General features: G+C 60.4%; 24 protein-coding genes and 1 pseudogene. 14 read left to right on the top strand and 11 right to left on the bottom strand.

Features of this window, described 5'->3' with window-relative positions:
* Nucleotides 1-25: 25 nt before the first annotated feature.
* Nucleotides 26-700, bottom strand: coding sequence for a methionine ABC transporter permease (locus EJD88_RS25865; protein ID WP_032885064.1), 675 nt, complete (start codon nucleotides 698-700; stop codon nucleotides 26-28).
* Entirely contained in the window at nucleotides 700-1,707 is a 1,008-nt protein-coding gene (locus tag EJD88_RS25870; protein WP_099586197.1) for a methionine ABC transporter ATP-binding protein, read from the bottom strand. Before EJD88_RS25870 ends, EJD88_RS25865 begins: the two co-directional genes overlap by 1 nt.
* 265 nt (nucleotides 1,708-1,972) lie before the next feature.
* On the opposite strand from EJD88_RS25870, the gene katE reads away from it, so the two are divergent.
* On the top strand, nucleotides 1,973-4,114 hold the full coding sequence (katE, locus tag EJD88_RS25875) for a catalase HPII (RefSeq protein ID WP_158879304.1): 2,142 nt from the start codon (nucleotides 1,973-1,975) through the stop codon (nucleotides 4,112-4,114).
* Between the two features lie 100 nt (nucleotides 4,115-4,214).
* Here the strand turns inward: katE and EJD88_RS25880 are convergent, their stop codons facing one another.
* The 4 genes from EJD88_RS25880 to zur are packed head-to-tail and all read right to left on the bottom strand — an operon-like array spanning nucleotide 4,215 to nucleotide 7,020.
* Nucleotides 4,215-4,934: a PA5502 family lipoprotein gene (locus tag EJD88_RS25880; protein WP_158879305.1), complete on the bottom strand. Its 720-nt coding sequence runs from the start codon at nucleotides 4,932-4,934 to the stop codon at nucleotides 4,215-4,217.
* Nucleotides 4,935-4,971: 37 nt separating this feature from the next.
* On the bottom strand, nucleotides 4,972-5,760 hold the full coding sequence (gene znuB, locus EJD88_RS25885; protein ID WP_099586200.1) for a zinc ABC transporter permease subunit ZnuB: 789 nt from the start codon (nucleotides 5,758-5,760) through the stop codon (nucleotides 4,972-4,974).
* Nucleotides 5,753-6,538 carry a zinc ABC transporter ATP-binding protein ZnuC gene (gene znuC, locus EJD88_RS25890; RefSeq protein ID WP_099586201.1) on the bottom strand — a complete coding sequence of 262 codons (786 nt, stop codon included), beginning with the start codon at nucleotides 6,536-6,538 and terminating at the stop codon, nucleotides 5,753-5,755. Before znuC ends, znuB begins: the two co-directional genes overlap by 8 nt.
* Nucleotides 6,538-7,020 (bottom strand): zinc uptake transcriptional repressor Zur, encoded by a 483-nt coding sequence (gene zur / locus EJD88_RS25895; RefSeq protein ID WP_017528744.1) that lies wholly within the window; start codon nucleotides 7,018-7,020, stop codon nucleotides 6,538-6,540. Before zur ends, znuC begins: the two co-directional genes overlap by 1 nt.
* A 58-nt stretch (nucleotides 7,021-7,078) precedes the next feature.
* Here zur and EJD88_RS25900 point away from each other — a divergent pair, with 58 nt between their 5' ends.
* Entirely contained in the window at nucleotides 7,079-8,008 is a 930-nt protein-coding gene (locus EJD88_RS25900; protein ID WP_158879306.1) for a zinc ABC transporter substrate-binding protein, read from the top strand.
* 48 nt (nucleotides 8,009-8,056) lie between these two features.
* On the opposite strand, the gene EJD88_RS25905 is transcribed toward EJD88_RS25900, so the two are convergent.
* Entirely contained in the window at nucleotides 8,057-9,010 is a 954-nt protein-coding gene (locus EJD88_RS25905; RefSeq protein ID WP_099586203.1) for a homoserine kinase, read from the bottom strand.
* A gap of 56 nt (nucleotides 9,011-9,066) precedes the next feature.
* Nucleotides 9,067-9,357, bottom strand: a complete 291-nt coding sequence (locus EJD88_RS25910; protein WP_017528747.1) for a DUF2782 domain-containing protein — start codon at nucleotides 9,355-9,357, stop codon at nucleotides 9,067-9,069.
* A gap of 74 nt (nucleotides 9,358-9,431) precedes the next feature.
* On the opposite strand from EJD88_RS25910, the gene polA reads away from it, so the two are divergent.
* Entirely contained in the window at nucleotides 9,432-12,209 is a 2,778-nt protein-coding gene (gene polA / locus EJD88_RS25915) for a DNA polymerase I (RefSeq protein WP_158879307.1), read from the top strand.
* 282 nt (nucleotides 12,210-12,491) lie between these two features.
* On the opposite strand, the gene yihA is transcribed toward polA, so the two are convergent.
* Nucleotides 12,492-13,133 carry a ribosome biogenesis GTP-binding protein YihA/YsxC gene (yihA, locus tag EJD88_RS25920; protein WP_042943980.1) on the bottom strand — a complete coding sequence of 214 codons (642 nt, stop codon included), beginning with the start codon at nucleotides 13,131-13,133 and terminating at the stop codon, nucleotides 12,492-12,494.
* A 225-nt stretch (nucleotides 13,134-13,358) separates the two neighbouring features.
* On the opposite strand from yihA, the pseudogene EJD88_RS27410 reads away from it, so the two are divergent.
* The 6 genes and pseudogenes from EJD88_RS27410 (at nucleotide 13,359) to EJD88_RS25950 (ending at nucleotide 18,804) form a co-directional block, all read left to right on the top strand.
* A pseudogene (locus tag EJD88_RS27410) lies at nucleotides 13,359-13,547 on the top strand (c-type cytochrome).
* Between the two features lie 33 nt (nucleotides 13,548-13,580).
* On the top strand, nucleotides 13,581-14,207 hold the full coding sequence (locus EJD88_RS25930; protein WP_158879308.1) for a cytochrome c: 627 nt from the start codon (nucleotides 13,581-13,583) through the stop codon (nucleotides 14,205-14,207).
* 168 nt (nucleotides 14,208-14,375) lie between these two features.
* Complete coding sequence (dsbA, locus tag EJD88_RS25935) at nucleotides 14,376-15,011, top strand: thiol:disulfide interchange protein DsbA (RefSeq protein ID WP_158879309.1); 636 nt, start codon at nucleotides 14,376-14,378, stop codon at nucleotides 15,009-15,011.
* A 10-nt stretch (nucleotides 15,012-15,021) separates the two neighbouring features.
* Nucleotides 15,022-15,903, top strand: coding sequence for an endonuclease/exonuclease/phosphatase family protein (locus tag EJD88_RS25940; RefSeq protein ID WP_099586208.1), 882 nt, complete (start codon nucleotides 15,022-15,024; stop codon nucleotides 15,901-15,903).
* Nucleotides 15,900-17,939: a GGDEF domain-containing protein gene (locus tag EJD88_RS25945; protein ID WP_158879310.1), complete on the top strand. Its 2,040-nt coding sequence runs from the start codon at nucleotides 15,900-15,902 to the stop codon at nucleotides 17,937-17,939. The genes EJD88_RS25940 and EJD88_RS25945 overlap by 4 nt, the downstream gene beginning before the upstream one ends.
* Nucleotides 17,940-18,027: 88 nt before the next feature.
* Nucleotides 18,028-18,804, top strand: coding sequence for an N-acetylmuramoyl-L-alanine amidase (locus tag EJD88_RS25950; RefSeq protein ID WP_099586210.1), 777 nt, complete (start codon nucleotides 18,028-18,030; stop codon nucleotides 18,802-18,804).
* Between the two features lie 3 nt (nucleotides 18,805-18,807).
* Here the strand turns inward: EJD88_RS25950 and EJD88_RS25955 are convergent, their stop codons facing one another.
* Both EJD88_RS25955 and algB read right to left on the bottom strand, forming a co-directional pair.
* Nucleotides 18,808-20,595, bottom strand: a complete 1,788-nt coding sequence (locus EJD88_RS25955) for an ATP-binding protein (protein WP_099586211.1) — start codon at nucleotides 20,593-20,595, stop codon at nucleotides 18,808-18,810.
* 10 nt (nucleotides 20,596-20,605) lie between these two features.
* On the bottom strand, nucleotides 20,606-21,952 hold the full coding sequence (gene algB, locus EJD88_RS25960) for a sigma-54-dependent response regulator transcription factor AlgB (protein WP_099586212.1): 1,347 nt from the start codon (nucleotides 21,950-21,952) through the stop codon (nucleotides 20,606-20,608).
* A gap of 377 nt (nucleotides 21,953-22,329) precedes the next feature.
* Between algB and EJD88_RS25965 the strand changes: the two genes are divergently transcribed.
* The 5 genes from EJD88_RS25965 (at nucleotide 22,330) to EJD88_RS25985 (ending at nucleotide 26,729) form a co-directional block, all read left to right on the top strand.
* Nucleotides 22,330-22,626, top strand: coding sequence for a hypothetical protein (locus tag EJD88_RS25965; RefSeq protein ID WP_112196890.1), 297 nt, complete (start codon nucleotides 22,330-22,332; stop codon nucleotides 22,624-22,626).
* An 80-nt stretch (nucleotides 22,627-22,706) separates the two neighbouring features.
* Nucleotides 22,707-22,871, top strand: coding sequence for a DUF1328 domain-containing protein (locus tag EJD88_RS25970; protein WP_003170804.1), 165 nt, complete (start codon nucleotides 22,707-22,709; stop codon nucleotides 22,869-22,871).
* Nucleotides 22,872-22,873: 2 nt separating this feature from the next.
* Nucleotides 22,874-23,341 carry an inhibitor of vertebrate lysozyme family protein gene (locus tag EJD88_RS25975; RefSeq protein ID WP_099586213.1) on the top strand — a complete coding sequence of 156 codons (468 nt, stop codon included), beginning with the start codon at nucleotides 22,874-22,876 and terminating at the stop codon, nucleotides 23,339-23,341.
* 729 nt (nucleotides 23,342-24,070) lie between these two features.
* Nucleotides 24,071-25,402, top strand: a complete 1,332-nt coding sequence (gene gltP, locus EJD88_RS25980) for a glutamate/aspartate:proton symporter GltP (protein ID WP_099586214.1) — start codon at nucleotides 24,071-24,073, stop codon at nucleotides 25,400-25,402.
* 97 nt (nucleotides 25,403-25,499) lie between these two features.
* Complete coding sequence (locus tag EJD88_RS25985) at nucleotides 25,500-26,729, top strand: nucleoside recognition domain-containing protein (RefSeq protein ID WP_158879311.1); 1,230 nt, start codon at nucleotides 25,500-25,502, stop codon at nucleotides 26,727-26,729.
* Nucleotides 26,730-26,780: the final 51 nt, after the last annotated feature.

The following is a 26,780-nucleotide window of genomic DNA, read 5'->3' on the forward strand; positions in this document are numbered from 1 at the left end:
GCCGGCTTTTTACCGGCAATGGCCGTTATTTTCGAGAAAAGTGCACCACCAGCCGGTCGCCGACGGTTTGCAGAATTTGCACCAGGATCAACAGCATCACCACGGTGACCACCATTACGTCGGTCTGAAAACGCTGATAACCGAAACGGATCGCCAGGTCACCCAGGCCGCCGGCACCGACCACACCGGCCATTGCCGTGTAGGACACCAGCGTAATCGCCGTCACTGTAATCGCCGCGAAGATGCCAGGGCGTGCTTCGGGCAACAGGGCGTTGGTGATGATCTGACGGGTGGTGGCGCCCATGGACTGGGTGGCTTCGATAATGCCGCGATCAACTTCACGCAAGGCGGTTTCCACCAGTCGCGCAAAGAACGGCGTAGCGCCTACGACCAACGGCGGGATCGCCCCGGCCACACCCAGCGAGGTGCCGGTGATCAATACGGTGAAGGGGATCATCACGATCAGCAGGATGATGAATGGCAGCGAACGCAGGATATTCACGATCAGCGACAGCAGCGCGTACAGGCCCTTTTGCTCGAACAGCTGGCGCGGGCTGGTCAGGAACAGCAGCACGCCCAGCGGCAGGCCCAGCAGCACGGTGAAAAACAGCGAGCCGAACAGCATGATCATGGTGTCGCCGGTGGCGAGCCAGATTTCGGACCAATCGATATTGGCGAAGAAACTCAGGAAAATTTCCATTAGCGCAGCACCTCCATGTGGACGTCTGCGGCGGTGAAGCGGGCAAAGGCCGCTTCCATGTCACCGCCGGTGACCGCGAGGGTCAGTTGCCCATAGGGGATGTCTTTGATGCGGTCGATCCGGCCGGCGAGGATGCTGTAGTCCACCCCCGTTTCGCGGGCGACGGTGCCCAGCAGCGGCGCGTAGGTCGCGTCGCCCTGGAACGTCAGACGCACGATGCGGCCCGGTACGTGGGCGAAGTCGTCACGCTGCTCGCCTTCGTCGACCTGCTCGGCTTCTTGTACAAAGCGCTTGGTGGTCGGGTGCTTGGGGTGCAGGAATACGTCCGCCACCGAGCCTTGCTCGACGATCACGCCGGCGTCCATCACGGCCACCTGGTCGCACACGCGGCGGATCACGTCCATTTCATGGGTGATCAGCACGATGGTCAGTTTCAACTCGCGGTTGATCTCGGCCAGCAGTTGCAGGACCGACGCTGTGGTTTGCGGGTCGAGGGCGCTGGTGGCTTCGTCGCACAGCAGGATCTTTGGCTTGGTCGCCAGGGCACGTGCGATGCCGACGCGCTGCTTCTGGCCGCCGGACAACTGCGCCGGGTATTTCCTGGCATGGTCCGACAGTCCGACGCGGGCGAGCAGTTCAGCCACGCGCAAGTCGATGTCCTTGCGCGACAGTTCGCCGGCCAGGGTCAGCGGCAGTGCCACGTTATCAGCGACAGTCTTGGACGCCAGGAGGTTGAAGTGCTGGAAGATCATCCCGACCTGCTGACGGAAACGGCGCAGGCCGTTGGCGTCCAGTGCGGTGACTTCTTCGCCGTCCACCGTGATCTGGCCGCCACTGGGCTCTTCCAGGCGGTTGATCAGGCGCAGCAATGTACTTTTGCCCGCACCCGAATGGCCGATCAGGCCAAACACCTGGCCGTTCTCGACGCGCAGGCTGGTGGGGTGCAATGCGGGAATATCCTTACCGGCGACGCGGTAGGTTTTATGGACGTTTTGAAACTCGATCACGTAGCGAACCTTGTGGGGCGCATTGAAAAGGGATCAGCGGTTAGCCGGGCGCGCATTTTAGCCTGTCCATCCAGTGTTTCTTAGCATTTATTTCGCATTCAACCTGTGATTTGGCAATAACGCGATCAAAGGTCATAAAAAAGGAACGGCCCAAAACCCCGTCAGTCACTACTAAAGCAACTCGATTTCCCAGGTGCCGTGCCTGGGGTTTTGCTCAAACGAGCCGGGGACCGCTCTGGCCACTTTGAATAAGGAGTTTTGACTGATGAGTACCAACAAGCCAGCCACCCCGCCGAAGAGTGAACTTGCGGGCACCGACACCCTGGACCGTGGCAACACCAACGCCAAATTGCAAAGCCTGGAACAGTTTCGCTCAGACGCCACCGGCCAAGCCTTGCGCACCAACCAGGGCGTGAAGATTTCCGACAACCAGAACAGCTTGAAGGTCGGCGCGCGCGGGCCTTCGCTGCTGGAAGACTTCATCATGCGTGAAAAAATCACGCACTTTGACCATGAGCGTATCCCCGAGCGCATCGTGCATGCTCGCGGCACAGGCGCCCATGGCTATTTCCAATCCTACGAGAACCATTCGGCGCTGACCAAAGCTGGCTTCCTACGCGACCCAGGGCATAAAACCCCGGTATTCGTGCGCTTTTCCACCGTGCAAGGGCCGCGAGGTTCCGGCGATACGGTGCGTGACGTGCGCGGTTTTGCGGTGAAGTTCTTTACTGATGAAGGCAACTTCGACCTGGTGGGCAACAACATGCCCGTGTTCTTCATTCAGGACGCGATCAAGTTTCCGGACTTCGTGCACGCGGTCAAACCTGAGCCGCACAACGAGATTCCTACCGGCGGCTCGGCCCACGATACCTTTTGGGATTTCGTCTCGCTGCAGCCGGAGTCGGCGCACATGGTGATCTGGGCTATGTCCGACCGTGCGATTCCAAAAAGCCTACGGAGCATGCAGGGTTTCGGCGTACACACCTTTCGCTTTATCAATGCGAAGGGTGAGTCCAATTTCGTCAAATTCCACTGGCGCCCTACGGTCGGCACCTGCTCCCTGGTGTGGGATGAGGCGCAAAAGCTGGCGGGTAAAGACACCGACTATCACCGTCGCGACCTGTGGGAGTCCATTGAAGGCGGCGACTATCCCGAGTGGGAGCTGGGTGTTCAGGTGATTCCGGAAGACAAGGAGCATGCCTTCGACTTTGACATCCTCGACCCCACCAAGCTGATTCCCGAAGAGCTGGTGCCGATTACGCCACTGGGCAAGATGGTGCTCAACCGCAACCCGGATAACTTCTTTGCCGAGGTCGAGCAGGTTGCGTTCTGTCCAGGTCATATCGTGCCGGGGATCGACTTTTCCAACGATCCGTTGCTGCAAGGTCGTCTGTTTTCCTACACCGATACGCAGATCAGCCGACTCGGTGGCCCGAACTTTCACGAACTGCCCATTAACCGGCCGGTGGCGCCGTTTCACAATGGCCAGCGCGATGCCATGCACCGCATCACGGTTGATAAGGGCCGTGCTGCCTACGAGCCGAATTCGATTGATGGCGGTTGGCCTAAAGAAACCCCGCCTGCGGCGCAGGACGGCGGCTTTGAGTCGTATCACGAGCGCATCGATGCCCATAAAGTGCGTGAGCGCAGCGAGTCGTTCGGTGATCACTTCTCCCAGGCGCGTCTGTTTTTCCACAGCATGAGCAAGCACGAGCAGGAGCACATCATCGCGGCCTACAGCTTTGAGCTGGGCAAGGTAGAGCGTGAGTTCATTCGTGCGCGGCAGGTTAACGAGATTCTGGCCAATATTGACTTGGAACTGGCTAAGCGCGTGGCGCAGAACCTGGGTTTGCCGGCGCCGAAAAAAGGCACTGTGCCGCAGCGCGAGTCGTCGTTGGCGCGCTCTCCTGCGTTGAGTCAGGCCAACTTGCTGTCGGGTGATATCAAGACGCGCAAAGTGGCGATCCTGGCTGCCAACGGGGTTGATGGTGCGGCGATTGATGCGTTGAAAAAGGCGCTGGAAGCTGAAGGCGCGCAGGCCAAGGTGCTGGGGCCGACATCGGCACCGGTGACCACGGCGGATGGCAAGCAACTGCCGGTTGATGCTTCCATGGAAGGGTTGCCGTCGGTGGCCTTTGACGCGGTGTTCGTGCCGGGTGGTAAAGACTCGGTCAAGGCGTTGAGCGGGGATGGCGTGGCGTTGCACTACCTGCTGGAGGCGTACAAGCATTTGAAGGCGATTGCTGTTGCCAGTGATGTGAAGCCGTTGTTGGACCAGCTCAAGCTCGAAGCGGATGCCGGGCTGATCGTTGGCTCGGATGCGAAAGCGTTCAAGGCGTTTTTTGCCGCGATTGCCCAGCATCGGGTTTGGGATCGTGAGGCTAAGGCCAAGGCGATTCCGGCTTAAGTTTTTGGTTGGTTGTTAGATTGCTATCGGGGGCAAGCCCCCTCCCACAATTGAACTGTGAATACATTCAAATGTGGGAGGAGGCTTGCCCCCGATGGCTTCACTCCGCCTTGCGCGGAATCAAAACCACCTGCGCCGGAATGTTCTTCAGAATCTGCCGGTGAATCTTCAGTTCATACGCCGAATCAATGTGCTTCACCCGTTTGGTCAGCAACGTGGCCAACCACGGGTAATCTTCGGTGCGCGGCGCCTGGATGCTCACGTCACACTGGTAATTCACCACGTCGGTGGCGATTGCGTCCAACTGATGGCGCAGCTCTTCGATATTGGTGAGGTTCAAGGCCACCGTGGTGCTGGGTGCTGCCGGGTCGATGACCTTGGCGGCGGGTTTGGCTTCGGCGGCTTTGAGGGCCTCTTCGGCTTTATCCAGTTCGACCTTGCGGGCGTGGGTGATGGCGCTGTTGACGCCGCCGGTCAGGGCCGGTGCCTTGGGCATCAGCGCGCGGGCGCGGCTCAGGGCGGTGGCGGCGGCATTGACGTCACCTTTTTGCAGCACGATCTGGCTGCGCTGCAGGTAGGCTTCGGCCAATTGGCGCTGGTAAGGCTCCAGCGTCGGGTCGTTGGGCGACTGGGCCTGTAGCGTGGCCAGCTGGTCTTCGGCAGTGGCAAGCTCGCTGCTGGCGAGGTTTTGCTCCAGCTGCGCGATGGCGGCAGCACGCGGGTCCGTGGCCTCGGGGGCGGCGGGCGGTGTGCTTTGACAGGCGCCCAGCAGCAGGGAAAATGCGGCAAGGAGCAGATAACGGGAGGTGAACAGCTTCATTCCTGCGACTCTCTATTTGCGCAAAAAGCGAGCAAGTCTACACCCCTCGACGGGGCAGGACAAAACTCAGCAGAAACAGGGCGGCCGCCGCGACCACAATCGACGGCCCAGCCGGCGTGTCCTTGAACCAGGACAGCGCCAGGCCCCCGCACACTGCCAGCATCCCCAGCAGGCTGGCGCCAATTGCCATCTGCTCGGGTGAGCGGGCGTGGCGTTGGGCGGCGGCAGCGGGAATGATCAGCAGCGACGTGATCAACAATACGCCGACAATCTTCATCGCGACAGCGATCACCACGGCGATCAACAGCATCAGGGCCATGCGCAACCCCGACACGGGCAGGCCTTCGACCCTGGCCAATTCTTCGTGCACCGTGATTGCCAGCAGCGGGCGCCACAGGGCAACCAGCAGCACCAGCACGGCTGCACTGCCGCCGAGGATCCAGGCAAGATCGGTGGGGCTGATGGCCAACAGATCGCCGAACAGATAGGCCATCAGGTCGATGCGCACTTCATGCATGAAGCTCAGTACTACCAGGCCCAGGGACAGCGTGCTCGGCGCCAGGATGCCCAGCAGGGTGTCCGAGGCCAGTGGCTGGCGCTGTTGCAGGGTCACCAGCAGTACCGCCAGCAGCAGGCAGCCTACAGTCACGGCGATGGTCGGGCTCACATCCAGCAAGAAGCCCATGGCCACGCCCAGCAACGCGGCGTGGGACAAGGTGTCGCCAAAATACGCCATGCGCCGCCAGACCACGAACGAGCCCAGTGGGCCTGCCACCAGCGCCAGAGCCAATCCTGCCAGCAGGGCGTAAAGCAGAAAATCAGCCATGCTTGCAGCCATCTCCATGAACGTGGGTGTGGGGCGTCGCGCTATCGTCCACGACTGCGCCATGCAGGTCATGGGCGTGGTCGTGATGGTGGTGGTAGATCGCCAGGCTCTGGGCGTTCTTGCCGAACAACTCGACGAACGCCGGGTCGCCGCTGACCTGTTCCGGGTGGCCGGAACAGCACACGTGGCGGTTGAGGCATACCACCTGGTCGGTGGTGCTCATCACCAAGTGCAGATCGTGGGAGACCATCAGCACGCCGCAGCCGTGGCGGTCGCGCAGGCGGGTGATCAGGCTGTACAGCTCGGCTTGGCCGGCGACATCAACGCCCTGTACGGGCTCATCCAGCACCAGCAGCTCGGGCTCGCGCAACAGGGCGCGGGCCAGCAGCACGCGCTGCATTTCGCCGCCGGAGATGCTTTGCACGGGGCTGTCGATCACCTGTTCGGCACCGACTTCCTTGAGTGCAGCTTGTGCGCGGACGCGATCTACGCCGGGCACCAGGCGCAGGAAGCGCAGCACGGAGAGCGGCAAGGTTGGATCGACGTGCAGTTTCTGCGGCATGTACCCGACGCGCAGCTTGGGCTTGCGCCACACGCTGCCGGTGTCGGGCTTAAGCAGGCCAAGCACGGCACGCACCAAGGTGGTCTTGCCGGCGCCATTCGGGCCGATCAGGGTAACGATCTGCCCCGGCTCTACGCTCAGTGCGATGTTATCCAGCACATTTTGCCCGGCGAACGTGACCCCAACCTGCTCCAGGCGGATTAACGCGTTGCTCATCAAGCCCCCTGGCAGCCCGAGCACAGGCCGACCACTTCGACCGTTTGCCCCTCGACCTTGAACCCAACGTCGGCGGAGCTTTTGATAATCGCGTCACTGATGCTTTTTTGTTCAAGCTCGATGGCGGCGTGGCACTCGCGGCAGATCAGGAACTGGCCCTGATGCGCGTGTTCCGGGTGGTTGCAGCCAACAAAGGCGTTGAGCGAGGCGATGCGGTGCACCAGGCCGTTTTCCAGCAGGAAATCCAGCGCGCGGTACACGGTGGGCGGCGCGGCGCGGCGGCCGTCCTGCTCGCTGAGCACGCCCAGGATGTCGTAGGCGCCCAGCGGCTTATGGCTCTGCCACACCAGTTCCAGCACCCGGCGACGCAAGGCGGTAAGGCGCAGGCCCTTCTGCGCACAGAGAGTGTCGGCTTCCGACAGCGCAGTGTGCACGCAGTGAGAGTGGTCGTGGGGACGGCTGGCAAGCGGTGTTTTAGGCATGAGCGGCGACAGACATTTGATAGAGACGTTATTATGTTACCCGTTCCTACGCCATTGAGTGGTCATCGTGTCCCGACTTTTTCCCGTTTTTGTCGTTTTTATCACCAGTTTGTTTATCACAGGCCCAGTTCAGGCCGAGGTCCGGGTACTCACCAGCATCAAGCCACTGCAACTGATTGCCACGGCTGTGCAGGACGGTGTGGCTGTTCCGGAGGTGCTGTTGCCGCCCGGTGCATCGCCGCATAACTTCGCGTTGCGCCCATCCGACGTACGGCGTGTGCAGTCGGTGGATCTGCTGTATTGGATCGGGCCGGATATGGAGAGTTTTCTGCCTCGCGTACTGAAAGGTCGCACGGCGACCACGGTAGCGGTGCAAGATCTTCCGGGAATGAAATTGCGTCGTTTCGGCGAAGATAGCCAGTCCCACGCCGACGATGCCGACGAACATGACCACGATCACCGCCCAGGCAGCCTGGATGCGCATTTGTGGTTGTCCACGGTGAATGCGCGGGTGATCGCGGCGCGCATGGCCGCGGACCTGAGCGCAGCCGACCCGCAGAATGCGGAGCGTTATCAAAGTAACGCGCGAGCCTTCGAGGGTCGATTGGACGCGTTGGATGCCCGACTGAAAAAGCGTATGGCGGGCATCGCTGGCAAGCCTTACTTCGTGTTCCATGAAGCCTTTGATTACTTCGAAGAAGCTTACGGCTTGAAGCACGCGGGTGTATTCAGCGTCGCGGCCGAAGTGCAGCCAGGCGCCCAGCATGTGGCGGCAATGCGCACGCGATTGCAGGAAGTGGGCAAGACGTGTGTGTTCAGCGAGCCGCCGTTGCGCCCGCGTTTGGCCGAGACGCTGGTGGCTGGGCTGCCGGTGAAGCTGGCGGAATTGGATGCGTTGGGCGGGTACACCCCGGCGACAGCTCAGGGTTATGAGCAGGTGCTGGATAAGCTGGGGAATGATTTGGCTGGGTGCCTGGAATCGCTGTAACCCACAGCGCAGATCAAATGTGGGAGGGGGCAAGCCCCTCCCACATTTTTAGAGCGCGAACGGCAGTTGGACAGTGACCTGTTGGCGTTGCGCCAGCCGATGCTCAAACTCCGCAGGGTCATGAATCAGCACATCCTGTCCGGCAAACGACTCTGCGGCAATCAGGCGTGACAGCCAGAACCGCACGCATGCCACGCGCAGCATCGTCGGCCACAACTCGGCTTCCTTCGCGGTAAACGGCCGCAGTCCAGCGTAAGCGCCCAACAATGCACGAGCGCGTTGCCCGTCGATGACGCCATCGGCATCCGAACACCAGTCATTCAGGGCGATGGCCACGTCGTAGAGCATCGGGCCCGAGCAGGCGTTGTAGAAGTCGATCAGGCCCGTCAGGTGAGTGCCTTCGAACATCGCGTTATCACGGAATAAGTCGGCGTGAACGTTGGCGCGTGGCAGGGCGAGGATGTGCGCTTTGTGCGCCGCAATCTCATCCAATGCATCTTGCAGCAGGCGCTGCTGTGCGTCATTCAGGTGCGAAATCAACTGCGCGCCTTCGCTGAGCATCCAGTCCAGGCCGCGATCGGTCTTGCGCTCCAGCACCTTTTCGCCTTGGGTCGCCAGGTGCAGGTGGCCAAGCAACTCCCCCACCTGGGCGCAATGTTGCGCGTTGGCTTCCTTGATGTGCTTGCCGGCCAGGCGCGGTTGCAGCAGCGCCGGTTTGCCTTTGAGTTCGCGCAATGCCAGACCGTCGGTAGTGCGCAGGGCGTAAGGCACGGGCAGGTCGGCGTCGTGGAGCACGTCGAGCAGCTCGATGAAGAACGGCATCTCGGCGACAGGGCCGCGCTCAACCAGGGTCAGCACGAACTCGCCCTGTTCCAGGCTGATAAAGAAATTGGTGTTTTCGCTACCGGCAGCAATCCCCTGGAAATCAAGCAGGCGGCCGAGCCCGTAAGGGGCGAGAAAGGTTTCCAGCTCGGGCCGAGCCAGGGGGGTGAACACAGACATGGTTAAAACTGCCAGTACGGGCGCCGCAGTGGGCGGCGCCAATTGAAATTAAGAAATCATTTCCATTCGAAGATCTTCCATGACGGGATCAGCATATCCGGCTGGTCAGAACGGATGAAGTTCGCGTCGGTTCCGTCCGCGCGTACCAGGAAATACGGTGGAGCGCCTTTTGGCGTGACCTTGATCGCGTACAAAAAGCCGTTTTGGCGGTATTCCTGGATGGTCTTGTCGCCTTCCGTGCGAATGGTCACTTCCGGATCGCCCGAAGGCGCATCGTCTGCCGCCATGGCAGCCATCGGAGCGAGTGCAATCAAGCCAGTCAACAGCAGGCGATTGAATGTACGCATGATAACCTTGTCCCTTTGTTTTCATTGGTCCGGCTATTCTAGCGCCTGACCCGCCGAAAAGGTTGATCCTGCTCATGAGCCAAGCGCCCCTCGTCCTGGTGGACGGTTCTTCTTACCTGTACCGCGCCTTCCACGCGCTGCCACCGCTGACCACCTCCAAAGGCCTGCCGACCGGTGCGGTCAAGGGCGTGTTGAACATGCTCAAAAGCCTGCGCAAACAGTACCCGGACAGCCCGTTCGCCGTGGTATTCGACGCCAAGGGTGGGACTTTTCGCGATGACATGTACGCCGAATACAAGGCCAACCGCCCAAGCATGCCCGATGACATGCGCGTGCAGATCGAGCCCCTGCACCAGAGTGTGATCGCCCTGGGCTTTCCGTTGCTGTGCGTCGAAGGCGTCGAGGCCGATGACGTGATCGGCACCCTGGCCCGCAGCAGCGCGGCCGCTGACCGTCCGGTGGTGATCTCCACCGGCGACAAGGACATGGCGCAACTGGTCGACGGGCACATTACCTTGGTCAACACCATGACCGGTAGCGCCATGGACGTGGACGGCGTAAAGGAGAAATTTGGCGTCGCTCCGGAGCAGATCATCGACTATCTGGCATTGATGGGTGATTCATCCGACAACATTCCAGGCGTTCCGGGCATCGGTCCCAAGACCGCTTCCGGCTTGCTGGTGGGTGTGAATGGCGGCCTCAAAGAGCTTTATGAACAGTTGGATATTGTGCCGACCCTGCCGATCCGCGGCGCCAAGACGCTGCCTGCCAAGCTTGAAGAGCACCGGGAGATGGCGTTCCTTTCGTACCAGTTGGCGACGATCAAGATCGATGTGCCATTGGACGTAGGCCTGGGCGATTTGCACCTGATTGAACCGGACCGCGAGAAGCTGCTGGAGTTGTACACGCTGCTGGAGTTCAAGAGCTGGATTGATGAGATCCAGCGCGATGCCAAGCGAGTTGAGCTGAAGGCGGCGCCCGTTGTTGAGGCAGCCGTTGAGCTCGCGGCGCCGGTAGAAACGTCCTACACCACGATTCTCGACCAAGCCACGTTCGATCTGTGGCTGAAGAAGCTCAACGACGCGAAGTTGTTCGCGTTCGACACCGAAACCACCGGAATCGACGCCCAGCAGGCGAAGTTGGTTGGCGTTTCCTTCGCCGTGCAGCCTCATGAGGCGGCCTATATTCCGCTGACCCACTCCTACATCGGCGCGCCGGAACAGCTTGATCGTGACGCCGTACTGCTGGCGTTGAAGCCGTTACTGGAAGATCCCGCCAAGCTGAAGGTCGGCCAGCACGCCAAGTTCGACATGAACATCCTGGCCAACTGCGCCATCGGCGGCGACCCGGCAAATGGCATCACTGTGCGCGGCATCGCCTTCGACACAATGCTTGAATCCTACGTGTTGAACTCCACTGCGACGCGCCATGATATGGACAGTCTGGCCAAGAAGTACCTGGACCACGACACCGTCAGCTTCCAGGACATCGCCGGCAAAGGCGCCAAGCAGCTGACGTTCGACCAGATCGCGCTTGAGCAGGCCGGCCCCTATGCGGCCGAGGATGCGGATGTGACCTTGCGGTTGCACCAGGCGCTGCACGCGCAGTTGGCTGCTATCCCGAGCCTGGCCAGTGTGCTGACGGACATCGAAATCCCTCTGGTGCCGGTGCTGGCGCGTATCGAACGCCAGGGCGCCTTGGTGGATGCCCAGTTGCTTGGCGTTCAGAGCATCGAGTTGGGCAACAAGATGGTAGAGCTGGAGCGCCAGGCATTCGAGATCGCCGGTGAGGAGTTCAACCTGGGCTCGCCCAAGCAACTCGGGGCGATTCTCTATGAAAAGCTGGGCCTGCCGGTACTGAAGAAGACGGGCAAGGGGCAGGCGTCTACTGCCGAAGAAGTGCTGGCCAAGCTGGCCGAAGATGATTACCCGCTGCCCAAGGTACTGATGCAGTACCGCAGCATGAGCAAGCTGAAAAGCACCTACACCGACCGCCTGCCCGAGCAGATCAACCCGCGCACCGGGCGGGTTCACACCTCTTATCATCAGGCCGTGGCGGCGACCGGGCGCTTGTCTTCCAGTGACCCGAACCTGCAGAACATCCCTGTGCGTACCGCCGAAGGGCGGCGGATTCGTCAGGCATTCGTGGCGCCAAAGGGCTACAAACTGCTGGCGGCGGACTATTCGCAGATCGAGCTGCGGATCATGGCGCACTTGTCCAAGGACGAGGGCTTGATGAATGCGTTCCGCAACGATCTGGACGTGCACACCGCCACGGCGGCCGAGGTGTTTAAGGTTGAATTGACTGAGGTCACGTCCAATCAGCGTCGCAGCGCCAAGGCGATCAACTTCGGCCTGATCTACGGCATGGGGGCGCAAAAACTCGGCAAGGACATCGGCGTCGATACCAAGACGGCCAAGGCCTATATCGACGTGTACTTTGCCCGCTACCCTGGCGTTCGCGAGTACATGGAGCGCACCCGCGCCCAGGCTGCCGACCAGGGTTATGTAGAAACCTTCTTCGGTCGCCGGCTGTATCTGCCGGATATCAATTCCAATAAGCCTCAGGAGCGCGCAGCCGCAGAACGCACGGCGATCAACGCGCCGATGCAGGGCACCGCGGCGGACATCATCAAGAAAGCCATGGTGCTGGTGGACAACTGGCTGACCGACTCGGGCCTGGATGCCAAGGTGATCCTGCAGGTACACGACGAATTGGTGCTGGAGGTGCGAGAGGATCTGGTCGCGCAAGTCAGCGAGAAGATTCGCGAACACATGAGCGCGGCAGCACAGTTGGATGTGCCTTTGGTTGTCGACGTGGGCGTGGGCGATAATTGGGACGAAGCCCACTGATATCGGGCATTTGCCACCGCCGAGGGTGGTGGCAGAGTGCTTTAGTTCAGAAGTCGCCGTGGGTTATTTCCAATAGTTTTTTGATCCTGTCGGAACTTAACCCGTGAACTGCTACTCAGAGTTACTGAATGGGTGGTGAAGCCCTTCAATGCTCCTATGTTGTGTTAAGTGTTGGCAGATATCTGGACCCCGCCCTAGCGGTCCAGTACTTGAACCCCGAACTTCCCCTCCCCATACGAAGTCCGGGGTTTTTTTTGCCCCCAAGAAAGTGAATCGCGAAAGTTACTCCGCGATTTCCGCGCCCTTGTCGGCCAATTCCATCCAGCCGGCCAGCACGGTGTAGGCGTCTTCCAGGCCCATGCGCTTAGGCGCCGAGAACAGCTGGATGGTGATCGCATCGCCCCAACCCTTGCGGATTTCTGACTGCACTTTGAGCAGCGTGTTCTTGGCGGCGCCGTAGGTCAGCTTGTCGGCCTTGGTGAGCAGGATATGCATCGGCATGCCGCTGGCGACGGCCCAGTCGAGCATTAGCAGGTCGAAATCGGTCATTGGATGACGGATGTCCATCATCAGAATCAATCCCTTCAAACTCTCCCGGCCACCCAGGTAAGCCTCAAGGTGACGCTGCCAGTGCAGCTTCAGCGGGATAGGTACTTTTGCATAACCGTAGCCGGGCAGGTCGACCAGACGCCGATCATCGTCTAGCTTGAAGAAATTGAGCAGTTGCGTGCGACCCGGAGTTTTAGAGGTGCGCGCGAGGCTGGCGTGGGTCAGGGTGTTCAGCGCGCTGGACTTACCGGCGTTGGAACGGCCGGCAAAGGCGACCTCAAAGCCCTCGTCATCGGGGCATTGGTCCACTTTGGCGGCGCTGAGCATGAAGGTGGACTGTTGGCACAGGCCGAGGATGGGATTCTTGAGTTGCATGAGATTTCCGATGTGGGCGGTGCCGAGAAAGGGTGCGGCAAGCGGTGTCGTTTCCGTTTCAGTAGCGCCAGTATATAATGCCGCAGATTTTGTGTGTGCTTTGTCCCAGCGAAGGATGAGGTACACGGGAGCGAAAGACCTTTATTGCGCATTAGAACGCAAAACGCTCTCAAACCCTGAAAAGGTCGATGTATGACCTGATGGTTGCTCGCTTTTGGTGCCCTGATGCCGCTTTAAGGCGCTCAGGCTACACAGGAACCGGAAGCGCTGTACAACCGAGTTTGCGTGGCTACGCTGATGCAACACGTGACTCAGGGTTTCAAGGCAATGCCGCCGCGTGGTTTGTGCATGGACTGCAGTACTGAGGATTACCAGGCCGTCATTGAGTTGGCGGTGAGTAAACCCGGTAGATAACTCTTAAACCCTTAGCCGTAGTTGGATTAGCTGATGAACAAACTGATCGTGAGTCTGCTGTTGACCATGGGCATCACTGGCGCTGCCGTCGCTGCAGAGGGCCCCCTTAAAGGTGATGCCGCTGCCGGTCAGGCGAAAGCCGCCGTATGTGGTGCTTGCCACGGGCCGGATGGCAACAGCCCGGCGCCGAACTTTCCCAAACTGGCGGGCCAGGGTGAACGCTACCTGACCAAGCAGATGCAGGATATCAAGGGCGGCAAGCGCACGGTGCTGGAAATGACCGGCCTGCTGGCGAACTCCAGCGATCAGGACCTGGCAGACATTGCGGCGTATTTTGCCAAGCAGAAAGGCAGTGTGGGAGCTGCCGATCCCAAGTTGGTTGCCCGCGGCGAGAAGCTGTTCCGCGGTGGCAATCTGGATAAAGGTCTTCCTGCCTGCACCGGCTGCCACTCACCGAATGGCGCTGGTCTTGAGGCTGCGGCCTTTCCACACTTGAGTGGCCAGCACGCTCAATACATTGCCAAGCAACTGACGGATTTCCGCAAGGAAGAAGGCGGCCGGGCAAACGATGGCGACGCAATGATCATGCGCACCATCGCCCGCAAGCTGAGCGACGAAGACATCGCAGCCCTATCCAGTTACATCCAGGGCCTGCACTAAGCGCCTTCAACGTTAACGCTCGATTAATCGCGCGATGCAAGCATAAAAAGGGTGGCCCAGGCCGCCCTTTTTTGTGGCCGGTGCCGTTACACTAACGAACTCATGCCCGCGTAGACCTGTCACACCTAAAGGTCGCGTGAGGCGACTTTATTTGTCCAGGAGTAAAGCATGCGTAATCTGATCCTCAGCGCCGCTCTCGTCACTGCCAGCCTCTTCGGCATGACCGCGCAAGCTGCCGACGTGCCGCTTGAAGCCGGTAAAACCTACGTTGAATTGTCCAACCCAGTGCCTGTCTCGGTGCCGGGCAAAGTCGAAGTGGTAGAGCTGTTCTGGTACGGCTGTCCGCATTGCTACGCGTTTGAGCCGGTCATCAACCCATGGGTTGAAAAACTGCCGAAAGACGTGAACTTCAAGCGCATCCCGGCCATGTTCGGCGGCCCGTGGGATGCCCACGGCCAACTGTTCCTGACCCTCGAAGCCATGGGTGTGGAGCACAAGGTCCACAACGCGGTATTCGACGCCATTCAAAAACAAGGCAAGCGCCTGACCAAGTCAGACGAAATGGCTGACTTCGTTGCGACCCAAGGTGTCGACAAGGACAAGTTCCTGGCCACCTTCAATTCGTTCGCCATCCAGGGCCAGATCAAACAGGCCAAGGAGCTGGCGCAGAAGTACGGCGTGCAAGGCGTGCCGACCATGATCGTCAACGGCAAGTACCGTTTCGACCTGGGCACCACTGGCGGTCCTGAAAATACCCTCAACGTTGCCGACCAGCTGATCGCCAAAGAGCGCGCAGCCAAGTAAGGGGCTTCCCATGCGCCGCTGGGGTACCACCGAACGTGTCGTTGGCCTGCATGACCCGCAGGTCAATGAACATCATCTGGAATCGACAGGCTTGCCGGCAGACAATCGCCTGCGCCTGCTCAGTTTCAATATCCAGGTGGGTAACAGTACCGAGAAGTACCGGCACTACCTCACCCGTGGCTGGCAGCACTTGCTGCCCCACAACGGGCGGGCCGGTAACCTGCAGAAGATCGGCGACCTGCTGAATGATTTCGACCTGGTCGCCCTGCAGGAAGCCGACGGCGGCAGCATACGCTCGGGCTACATCAATCAGGTGGAGCATCTGGCCCACCTTGGTGCTTTCCCCTACTGGTATCAGCAACTCAATCGCAACTTGGGGCGCCTGGCGCAGCACAGCAATGGTGTGCTCAGCCGCTTGAAACCAACCGCCATCGAAGACCATCCGTTGCCGGGCCCCAAGGGGCGTGGCGCGATCCTCGTGCGTTTTGGCGAAGGACCTGAAGCCTTGGTGGTGGTGATGATGCACCTGGCACTTGGCGGGCGCACGCGCAACCTGCAGTTGGCTTACGTGCGCGAGTTGATTGGCAAATACAAGCACCAGGTATTGATGGGGGATATGAACACCCACGCCAACGACCTGCTGCAGAATTCCCCGTTGCGCGACCTCGGGCTGCTGGCGCCGCAAGTCGAGGCCACGTTTCCCAGTTGGCGCCCGCAGCGCTGTCTTGACCATATTCTGCTCAGCCCGAGCCTCACACTGGAACGTGTGCAGGTGCTGGCACAGCCGATTTCCGATCACCTGCCGGTCGCGGTAGAGATTCGTCTGCCGGGTTCGCTCACGGCTGATGCGTTACCCGCATTGAGCCCAGGCACCAGCGGACCCCTTGCATGAGCGACGACGCCCAGCGCTGGAAAGAAAAATACCTGTTAAGCATCGAGCAACAAGAAAAGCTCGAACGGCGTTGGGCTGCCCGTCTCGACCTGCTGCGCCGTGGGCTGGTGCGCAGCACGCTGGCGGCGGAGGGTACCGACCGCGCCGTTGACCAATGCATGAAGGAAATGCGCGATGTGGTGCGCACCGACGACATGGACGCCGCCCTCTCCGCCTTGCTGCCGCGCCTGGAAAAGGCCGTGCTGGACTCGGAGCAGCGCCGCGAAACCCGTGTCGATCAGATCAGCACCGCGCTGACGTCGCTGGTCACGCAATTGCAAAAGCTGCCGTTGCCCCGTGAGGTGGCACGTCCGCTGAAGACCTTTGCCAAGCAGTTGGATAGCCGCGTCAGCCAGGCCCGTGAGATTCCTCTGTTGCTCAGCGAGTTGAGCGGCTTGCAAGGGCAGGCGCTGAATAATCTGGAGCCGGACGGTGAAACCACGCGTCCTGGGCCCGGTTTGTTGCAGCGTTTGTTTGGTGCCAAGGAAGCCGCGAGCGAAGCGGTAGCCGGCGAGCCCGTTGCCAGCCCATCGCCGCCGCCCGTTGTATCCAAGCCCTGCGCTGAGCCTCAGGAGCCCGAAGAATCCGAGGAACTGACGCAAGCCTTGCGGGCCTTTGCGCCACCGTCTCAGGAACCGCTGGCTGCTCAGCCCGAGCCTGCCAAGGCCATCAGTGAAACCTTCGTGTATGAGGCGCCTGCGCAGCGGGCCGAAGAGGCTGCGCCTGTGGCCCAAGCGTCAGCTCCAGATGAGCCAGTGCCACAGGATCAAGAGCCCGCTACCGAAAGTGCTCTCGCCGCCTTTATCGAGACACCACCGGTTGCGGTAGAGACGCCGGAGGAGACCGTCATCGGCAGCCTCTCGCTCCCGCCTGTGCTGGAGACCGAAGAGCCGGACCCCGACGAGCTGCAGTCGGACGGCCCCTATTCTCTACCGGACTCACCCGAGCCGTCCTACAGCTCCGTGGCCAAGCATATTGAAGACACCCTGCTCGGCCTGCTGGAAGAGCTGTCCCTGCCCGAGCGCCATCAGCCACAAGCCGAAGCCATGCGCGAGCGTCTGGCCCACGGGTTGAACTGGTACGAGCTGCTGCCGATCCTCGATGACTTGGCGGTGTTGATGCTGGCGATCACCGACAGCGGCCAGCACGAGTTCGAGGCCTACCTGAAACAGCTCAACGAGCGTCTCGAAGCCTTCCAGGGCCATCTGCAGGTGGCCAGCGACGGCCATGCTGACAGCCACTCCGCCGCCAGGGAGCTGGACACGCAGATTCGCGAGCAGGTCGACGGCCTGCAAAGCAGCGTGCAGGAAGCTGCGGATCTGGACAGCCTCAAGCACGTGCTGGAAAGCCATCTTGAGGGTTTGCTCGGCACCATGGACGAGCACCAGCAGCAGCGTGACCAGCGTGAGCAGGAAGTCACGGCGCGCTTGAAAGGGCTGGCCGAGCGGGTTGCCAATATGGAGCAGGAAGCCCAGGGCTATCGTGAGCACCTGGAGGTGCAGCGCCAGAAAGCCCTGATCGATCCGCTCACCGGCTTGCCCAACCGCGCCGCCTGGAGCGAACGCCTTGATCAGGAGGTCAATGCCTGGCACCAGCACGGCAATAGCCTGTCGCTGGCGATGCTGGACCTTGACCACTTCAAGCGTATCAACGATGGCTATGGCCACCTGGCCGGTGACAAGGTGTTGAAGATCATCGCCAATGTGCTGCGCAAGCGCCTGCGGCCCAACGACTTTATCGCGCGGTTTGGCGGTGAAGAGTTTGTGTTGCTGATGCCTGATTCATCCCTGTCGGACGCCTTGGGCGTGGGTGAAGTGCTGCGTGCCGCCATTGAGGCATGCCCCTTCCACTTCAAAGGCGAGCCGGTGACCATCACGGTATCCATGGGGGTGGCGCAGTTCCAGCCGGGTGAGCGCAGTGACCTGGCGCTCAAGCGTGCGGATGAGGCGCTGTATCGGGCCAAGGCGGCGGGGCGTAATCAGGTGCAGGCGGCGTAAAAGATGTTCCATTTTGTAATTTGACCGTCTGACCACGGACGGTACGTTACACTGTTGCATTATCGTCTTCAGCGTACCGCCTACCGCCATGAAATCCCTGTACTTCGCCTTTGTGTTTCTCCTGCTCGCCGGCTGCGCCAGCGGTCCCCGCCTGGACACCAGCCACCCTTCGGCGAACCACGACAACCGTGTGCAGTTCGTGGTCGTCCACTACACCTCCACCAATCTTGAGCGATCCCTGGCCTTGCTGACCCATGGCGAGGTCAGCGCGCATTACCTGATCGGCGACGACGCTTCCGCTACCATCTACAAGCTGGTGGACGAAAGCCAGCGCGCCTGGCACGCGGGAGAAAGCGAGTGGATGGGGCGTACGTGGCTCAATTCCAGCTCCATCGGGATCGAAATTGTAAACCCTGGCTACAAGGACACGCCCACAGGCCGCCTGTGGTACCCGTACTCCGAGGCCCAGGTGAAATCGCTGGTGGTGCTGCTCAAGGACATCAGCAAGCGCAATGGCATCGATCCCAAGAACATCATCGGTCACAGCGATATAGCACCGCTGCGCAAACTGGATCCGGGGCCGTTGTTCCCCTGGAAGCGCCTGGCAGATGAGGGTCTGGGTGTGTGGCCGGATGCCCAGGCCGTTGCGCGTTTCCAGGTGCAATATGCTGCGCAACTGCCGAGCATTGCCTGGTTTCAGGAAGAGCTGGCGCTGCTGGGTTACCCGACGCCCCAGACCGGCGAACTGGATGTCGCAACGCGCCACGTGATCGCGGCGTTCCAGATGCGTTTCCGGCCTTCCCTGTTCGTCGGTGAGCCGGATGCCGAAAGTGCCGCCATCCTGCGTGTCCTCAACCGGCGCTAAGTTTTAAAGCGGCAACGCCATGTAGAACTGTGTGCCCTGCCCCGGCCGCGAATACACGCCCATGCGGCCGCCGTGCAATTGCACGATCTCTTTGCACAGCGCGAGCCCCAGGCCGGCGCCGCCCTTCTTGCGGCCCACCTGGACGAAGGGTTCGAAAATGCGCCCTTGCTGGCCATACGCGATGCCTTCGCCGTTGTCTTCGACACTGATGATGACCCGCTCGCCATGGCGCCGCGCCTGCAGATGAATCTGCCCGCCGTCGGCGGTGTGGCGCAAGGCATTGCCCAGCAGGTTGTCGAGCACGCGCTCCAGTTGCGCCTGGTCGGCATACAGCCGCGGCAGGCCGGATTGGACTTCTACCAGTAACTCGATCCGCTGCGCGTTGGCGGGCTCCACAAAGCGTGCACGAGCATGTTCGAGCAGATCGGTCACGTCGCACGGCCCCAGGGTAAGTTTCTGCAGGCCGTTCTGGTAACGCGAAAAGTTGAGCAAGTCGTTGATCAACTGCATCAGGCGCTGCATTTCTTCATTGACCGTATCCAGCAGGTCCGCTTCGCGGGACTCCGCCGGAAACTTCGCACGTTCGCGGAACAGGCCGAATGCCATGTGCATTCCGGTCACCGGCGTGCGCAGTTCATGAGAGGCGCGCAGGACGAATTCGCTGCGTACACGTTCGAAGGCGCGCTGTTCGGTGACGTCGTGCAGCACCATCACGGCGCCGAGAATATGCCCTTCGGTATGGCTGACCGGTGTGAGGCTGTAGGTCAGCAGGCGCAGCTCGCCCTCGACTTCCACTTCCAGATCGTCCGGCGCCCGCTCCAGGTTGCCGCCGCGCAGCACCAGTTGTAGCTGCTCATCCAGCTCCGGGCGCATCAGCGCTTCGCCAAGGCCTTGGCCGAGGCGTTCCTCGTCCCAGCCCAACTGGCGCTGCGCGACGGGGTTGAGGTGTTCCAAGCGGCCTTGGCGGTCAATCATCAGCAGGCCATCGTCGATGCTGTCGAGCACGGCTTGCAGGCGCTGCTGGCCGGCCAGCAGTTCGTCAACATTGGTCGCCTGATGCTGGCGCACCGCTTCGGCCATGAGACCGAAGCGGCGGGTCAGCAAGTTCATTTCTGCCGCTGAAGAGATCGGCAGCGTGACTTCGAAATCGCCTTGGCCGATCTTGTCCGCCGCTTTGGCCAGCGCTTCAATCGGTCCGCCAAACCGCCGGGCGATACCGTGAGCCGTGACAAATCCGATGATCAGCACCGCAAGCCCCACCAACCCCAGCAAACCCGCGACCAACAAGGCGCGTTCGCGGGATTTGTGCTCGCTGGCGCTGATGTTTTCCAGCGCTTGTTTATGTTCTGCAATCAGCCCGTTGCGCAGCACATTGAAGGTTTCGGTGAGTTTTTGCTTGCTGTCTGGCGGCGGCGACGCTTGCTGGGATTGGTCGAACGCTTCAAGCAAGTCCTGGTACTGGCGGCGCGCCTGGCTGAAACCGTTGCCACGGCCATCGCGCTGCTCGTGGGCGATCCCTTCGTCCAGCAAGTCGAAGTAACGCTTTTTGGAGGTTTGCAGCGCCTCGGGGTCGGGGCGTTGCTCCAGCATCATGATCAACTGGTCGCCCAGGCTCTGGCGCAGTTTCAGGCCCAGATCCAGGGTGACGAAGTTGCTGCGAATCAGCGATTCCTGGGTCTTGGCCATCTGCATCACGCTGACGAGGCCCAGGATCAGGCCCAGCAAGGCGACGGTGATCAGCGCCGAGATGCTCAGGAACAGCCGAGTGCGCAGCTTCATCGCTAGCTTCATAGGGTGCAGCTCACAGGTTGTACTGTTTGCGTTTGCGGTACAGGGTCGACGCGTCGATGCCGAGGGTACGTGCCGCCTGGTCCAAGGTGTCACTGGTGGCCAGGACTGCGCCGATATGGGCTTTTTCCAGTTCGTCCAGGCTCAATGCCGCACCAATGCGCGGGGCGTTGTTGGTCGGTTGCTCGGCCATGCCGAGGTGGACAACCTCGACCTTTTCCTGCGGGCAGATGATGCTCGCGCGTTCCACCACGTTGCGCAGCTCACGGATGTTGCCGGGCCAGCGATAGTTGAGCAGCGCTTCACGCGCTTGATCACTGAAACCCCGCGCCGGGCGGGCGTATTCCTTGACGAAGCGCGCCAGGAAGCGGTCGGCCAGCGTCAGAATGTCTTCACTGCGCTCACGCAGCGGTGGCAGATGCAGGGTGATGACGTTGAGGCGGTACAGCAAGTCTTCACGGAAACGCCCGTCGCGCACCATGTCTTCCAGGTTCAGGTTGGTGGCGGCGAGGATGCGCACGTCGGCGCGACGCGTCACCGGGTCGCCCACGCGCTCGTATTCCTTGTCCTGAATGAAACGGAGCAACTTGGGTTGCAACGTGAGGGGGAAGTCGCCGATCTCATCAAGAAACAGCGTGCCGCCGTCGGCCTGGTTGACTCGGCCCAAGGTGCTCTCACTGGCGCCGGTGAAGGCGCCACGGCTATGACCGAACAGCTCGCTTTCCATCAGTTCGGCCGTCAGCGACGGGCAGTTGATGGTCACGCAGGATTTCTTTGCGCGCTTGCTCCAGCCGTGAATGGCGCGGGCCAGTTCACCTTTACCGGTGCCGGACTCGCCGAGGATAAGGATGTTGGCGTCGGTCCCGGCCACTTGGCGCGCAGTTTCGAGCACGACCATCATCGATGGGCTATGGGAGTCGAGGCCGTCCTTGGGCTGGCGCACCGCGCCTTCCAATGCCTCCAGGCGTGCGGACAGCTGGCGCACTTCCAACTGCTTAGCCGTAGCGAGGCGCAGTTGATCGGGGCTGCAAGGCTTGACCAGGTAATCAGCGGCGCCGGCCTGGATCGCGTCCACGGCGGTGTCGACAGCGGAATGCGCGGTGACAATCACCACGCGCATCCACGGCGCCTGGATACGCATTTGGGCCAGCACGTCCAAGCCGTTGTCTTCGCCCAGGCGCAGGTCCAGGAAGCACAGGTCGAACACCTGGCGTTGCATCAGGGCATCGGCCTGGGCGGCGCTGTTGGCGGTGGCGACGGTGTAGCCTTCATCTTCCAGGCAATAACGGAAGGTGCGGAGGATCGCGGACTCGTCATCCACTAAAAGAATGCGGCCTTGAAGTTCCTTGGCTGATTCCATCTGTCCCGCGCTCCTTAACTATGAGTGATGGTGCTTAGTCCCGGAATAATCGGGCAAGTTGCATGGTTTATTCTGATTGATAAAAGGCATTGCCGTGCAGGTATCTGCATCTCTTCCTACAAAGCCCCGCCTAGTGGCGTTTTCATGCCGTCTTGCCACTTCGGCAACCTAACCGTCGCTTTCGATCCTTCGATCCGACTGCTGGTCATCGTGCATTTCGCACGGCCCTTCGGAGGGCATCGTGCAGGATGCTGCATCCGAGTCAAACGCTTATTGCGTAACTTGCTGATTTTATTGGTTTTTATTTTGATAAAAAGCTGGCATGCGCTCTGCAATACCTCTCCCAACGAATAATCAGAATGCGGGAGAACATCAGCATGACTCGCCAAACCCTCAGCCAAATGCGTGTATCGCCGCTGCGCTTGCAGCAAGGCATGTTTGCCAGCTTGGCCGTGATGGTCACGCTGATTGCCGGCCAGCAGATGCAGCATTGGCAGCAGAGTCAGCAACAAGCCCCGCAGTTCGAACGTCCGGTAACGACCCAGACCCATTTCAGTTCCATTGGCAGCCGTACCGTCGGTAGTGCTGCTGATGTAACCGCACCCCAATTGAGAGTGGCTGACCAGGATTCGACCCTGGGCGAGCTGCCAACCCAAGAGCGCTGGGTGTTCTAGGCAACAAATGCGGTCGTTTGTGTTGAACGTCCGTACGGCATCACCGCTGTTACCTCTATCGAAGCGTAAGGAGAATCACCATGTTGAGTTGGGCAATCACATTTCTGATCATCGCCATTGTGGCTGCAGTTCTGGGCTTCGGTGGTATCGCGGGCACCGCCACGGGGATCGCCAAGATCCTGTTCGTAGTCTTTCTGGTGATGTTCATCGCTTCGTTCTTCTTTGGTCGCCGCGGCCGAGGCTGAATATGACCACTCTGTGCTTTAAAGCCATGGCTGCCGCCCTGATCTTGGGCGGCAGCGGCCTGGCGATGGCCGCCAATGACGGCCAATCCCGGGCCAACCAATTGCTGACCGCGGACCCGCAGTACCGCGAGACTTGGCAAGACGTGGTGAAAAAAGAAGAACGCCTGCCGGAATGGGTGATGAATCTGTCGGGCACGGCCGAGCAGATGAATGCCGTGGAAGAGGGGGGTGACCAGTATTTGGTCGGGCCGCTTTGTGAAACCGCAGAGACCTGCAAGAGCAAGCGCTTGATCGTCGCCTTCAGCCTCGACAAGGAAGATGCCTACGCCATGTTGGTTGAAGTCCCCGCCGGTCTGCCGGCAGACAAATCGCCAACGCGTCACGCCGACTACCGCTTTATCGGTAAGCCCGATGAAGGCATGCAGAAGCTGCTGATGGAGCAGTTGAAGAAGGATCCGAATTGGTACTAGGTGCCGTCTGACGGCGTTAGTCGTCAACGGGGCCAGCGTCCATAGGAAGAAGCAAGCACGCTTCTTTCTGTTTGTGCCGCTCCCCAAGGGCGGTGCATGACCAAGGGGCCGGGTTGCTCTGATCAAATGAGATCGGCGTGACCTACGGGTACAGGGAGTACCTGCGCAAGGGCCGGGTCAGGCGAAAAGCTGCGACGCAGGTTCACAAGCTGAAGGCTTGCTGAACTTGCGGCGGGCTTATGACGCTCATCCCTGCCTTTTATGCCACCTATAGCCGCTAATTTTCTTTTTGCTCGTTTCCAACCATTACTTGGTATGTCGGGACGACCATCTATCGAGAAAGTTTCGTTGGGTCTATAGGACAATTCTTACGCGATCCCACCGAATTCCCCGGCATTCCTGCCAATGCACCAAACACGTGCAGAATCTCTGCGCGAGCCTGAATTGGCCGGTTCACGGCATATTCACCTGACAAAATGTCGCATTTGAACTGACCGTTCGGACAGTTATTATGAAAAAAAGTCATGCCGATTCGGCATAGGGTAGGCGTTTACGGCATTAGACGTCGCTCCCTTGCGTCGGAATAGTTGCGCCTTTTTTCGCCTGCCAGTAAGCCATTTCGGCCACGCTGCGGTGACCTTTCATGGAGGCAGATGCACACACTTTTTCGCTTTCGAGCGGTCCAGCTGGCGCATTTGCCTTAAGTTCACTTGAAGTAAGGGTAATGACATGAAGAAGGCAAAGCTAAGCCTCGCCTGGCAGATCCTCATCGGGTTGGTGCTGGGGATTGCAATCGGTGCAGTGCTCAACCATTTCAGTGCTGAAAAGGCCTGGTGGATCAGCAACGTATTGCAGCCGGCGGGCGATATCTTTATCCGCCTGATCAAGATGATCGTGATCCCGATTGTGATTTCCTCGCTGATCGTCGGCATTGCCGGTGTCGGTGACGCGAAAAAGCTCGGCCGCATCGGCGTCAAAACCATCCTTTACTTCGAAGTTGTCACCACCATCGCCATTGTGGTCGGCCTGTTGCTGGCCAACCTGTTTCACCCGGGCGCGGGCATCGACATGAGCACCCTGGGTACGGTGGATATCTCCAAGTACCAGGCGACCGCCGCCGAAGTGCAGCATGAGCATGCGTTCATCGAAACCATCCTCAACCTGATCCCGTCGAACATCTTCGCCGCCGTCGCCCGTGGCGAGATGCTGCCGATCATCTTCTTCTCGGTGCTGTTCGGCCTGGGCCTGTCGAGTCTCAAGCCGGAGCTGCGCGAGCCGCTGGTGACCATGTTCCAGGGCGTGTCCGAGAGCATGTTCAAAGTCACCCACATGATCATGAAGTACGCGCCAATCGGCGTATTCGCACTGATCGCGGTGACGGTGGCCAACTTCGGCTTCGCCTCCTTGCTGCCGCTGGCCAAGCTGGTGATCCTGGTTTACGTCGCCATCCTGTTCTTCGCTTTTGCAGTATTGGGCCTGATCGCCCGTCTGTTCGGCTTCTCGATCCTCAAGCTGATGCGCATCTTCAAGGATGAGCTGGTACTGGCCTACTCCACCGCCAGCTCTGAAACCGTGCTGCCGCGTGTGATCGAGAAGATGGAAGCCTACGGCGCGCCGAAAGCGATCTGCAGCTTCGTGGTGCCGACCGGTTACTCGTTCAACCTCGACGGTTCGACCCTGTACCAGAGCATTGCGGCGATCTTTATCGCCCAGCTGTATGGCATCGACCTGTCGATCGGCCAGCAACTGATGCTGGTGCTGACCCTGATGGTCACCTCCAAAGGCATCGCCGGCGTGCCGGGCGTGTCCTTTGTGGTACTGCTGGCCACCTTGGGCAGCGTCGGTATTCCGCTGGAAGGCCTGGCGTTCATCGCCGGTGTGGACCGCATCATGGACATGGCGCGTACCGCCCTCAACGTGATCGGTAACGCGCTGGCGGTATTGGTCATCTCCCGTTGGGAAGGCATGTACGACGACGCCAAGGGCGAGCGCTACTGGAACTCGCTGCCACACTGGCGCACCAAGCAAGCCCTGCCGACGGCCCAAGCCACTCGCGGCTGATCGTAGGACAGCTTGAAGACAAACCCCGGTAAATCCGGGGTTTGTCGTTTCTGCCAGCCCCGCTATCATTCGCCCCATCTTTCGGGGGATTCAACTGATGCTCAATGGCCTGTGGCTTGGCTTTTTTGTCGTGGCAATGGTGTCAGCACTGGCGCAATGGCTGGTGGGCGGTAACGCCGGGATTTTTGCAGCGATGGTCGAAAGCATTTTCGCCATGGCCAAGCTTTCGGTGGAAGTGATGGTGCTGCTGTTCGGCACCCTGACGCTGTGGCTGGGCTTCTTGCGCATTGCCGAGAAGGCCGGGATTGTCGATTGGCTGGCCAAGGCCCTTGGCCCGCTGTTCCGCCGCCTGATGCCGGAAGTGCCCGCCGGCCACCCGGCCATCGGTTTGATCACCCTTAACTTCGCCGCCAACGGCCTGGGCCTGGACAATGCCGCGACGCCTATCGGCCTGAAGGCCATGAAGGCGTTGCAGGAACTCAACCCCATCCCCAGCACGGCGAGTAACGCGCAGATCCTCTTCCTGGTGCTCAACGCCTCGTCGCTGACGCTGCTGCCGGTGACCATCTTTATGTACCGCGCCCAGCAAGGCGCTGCCGACCCGACGCTGGTGTTCCTGCCGATCCTGTTGGCCACCAGCGCGTCCACCCTGGTGGGCCTGCTTTCGGTGGCGGTGATGCAGCGCCTGCGGCTGTGGGACCCGGTGGTGCTGGCTTACCTGATTCCGGGTGCGCTGGTGCTGGGTGGCTTTATGGCGTTACTGGCAACCCTGTCCGCCACCGCGCTGGCCGGTTTGTCGTCGATCCTCGGCAACCTCACATTGTTTGGCCTGATCATGCTGTTCCTGGTGATCGGTGCGCTGCGCAAGGTGAAGGTGTACGAAGCGTTTGTCGAAGGCGCCAAAGAAGGCTTCGACGTGGCCAAGAACCTGCTGCCTTACTTGGTCGCGATGCTCTGTGCCGTCGGCGTGTTGCGTGCTTCGGGAGCCCTGGAGTTCGGCCTGGAAGGCATTCGCCACGTGGTGGCATGGACCGGCATGGACACGCGCTTCGTCGATGCGTTGCCGACCGCGATGGTCAAGCCGTTCTCCGGCAGCGCCGCGCGGGCAATGCTGATCGAGACCATGCAAACCCAGGGCGTGGACAGTTTCCCGGCACTGGTCGCGGCGACGATCCAGGGCAGTACGGAAACCACCTTTTATGTGTTGGCGGTGTACTTCGGTTCGGTGGGCATTCAGCGGGCGCGGCATGCGGTGGGGTGTGCGTTGCTGGCGGAGTTTGCCGGTGTCGTGGTGGCGATTGCGGTGTGCTACTGGTTCTTTGGTTAAGGTTTAGAGTGCTATCGGGGGCAAGCCCCCTCCCACATGTTGATCTGTGAA

The organism is Pseudomonas sp. PB105 (assembly GCF_009764655.1).
GTDB lineage: Bacteria > Pseudomonadota > Gammaproteobacteria > Pseudomonadales > Pseudomonadaceae > Aquipseudomonas > Aquipseudomonas cyclaminis.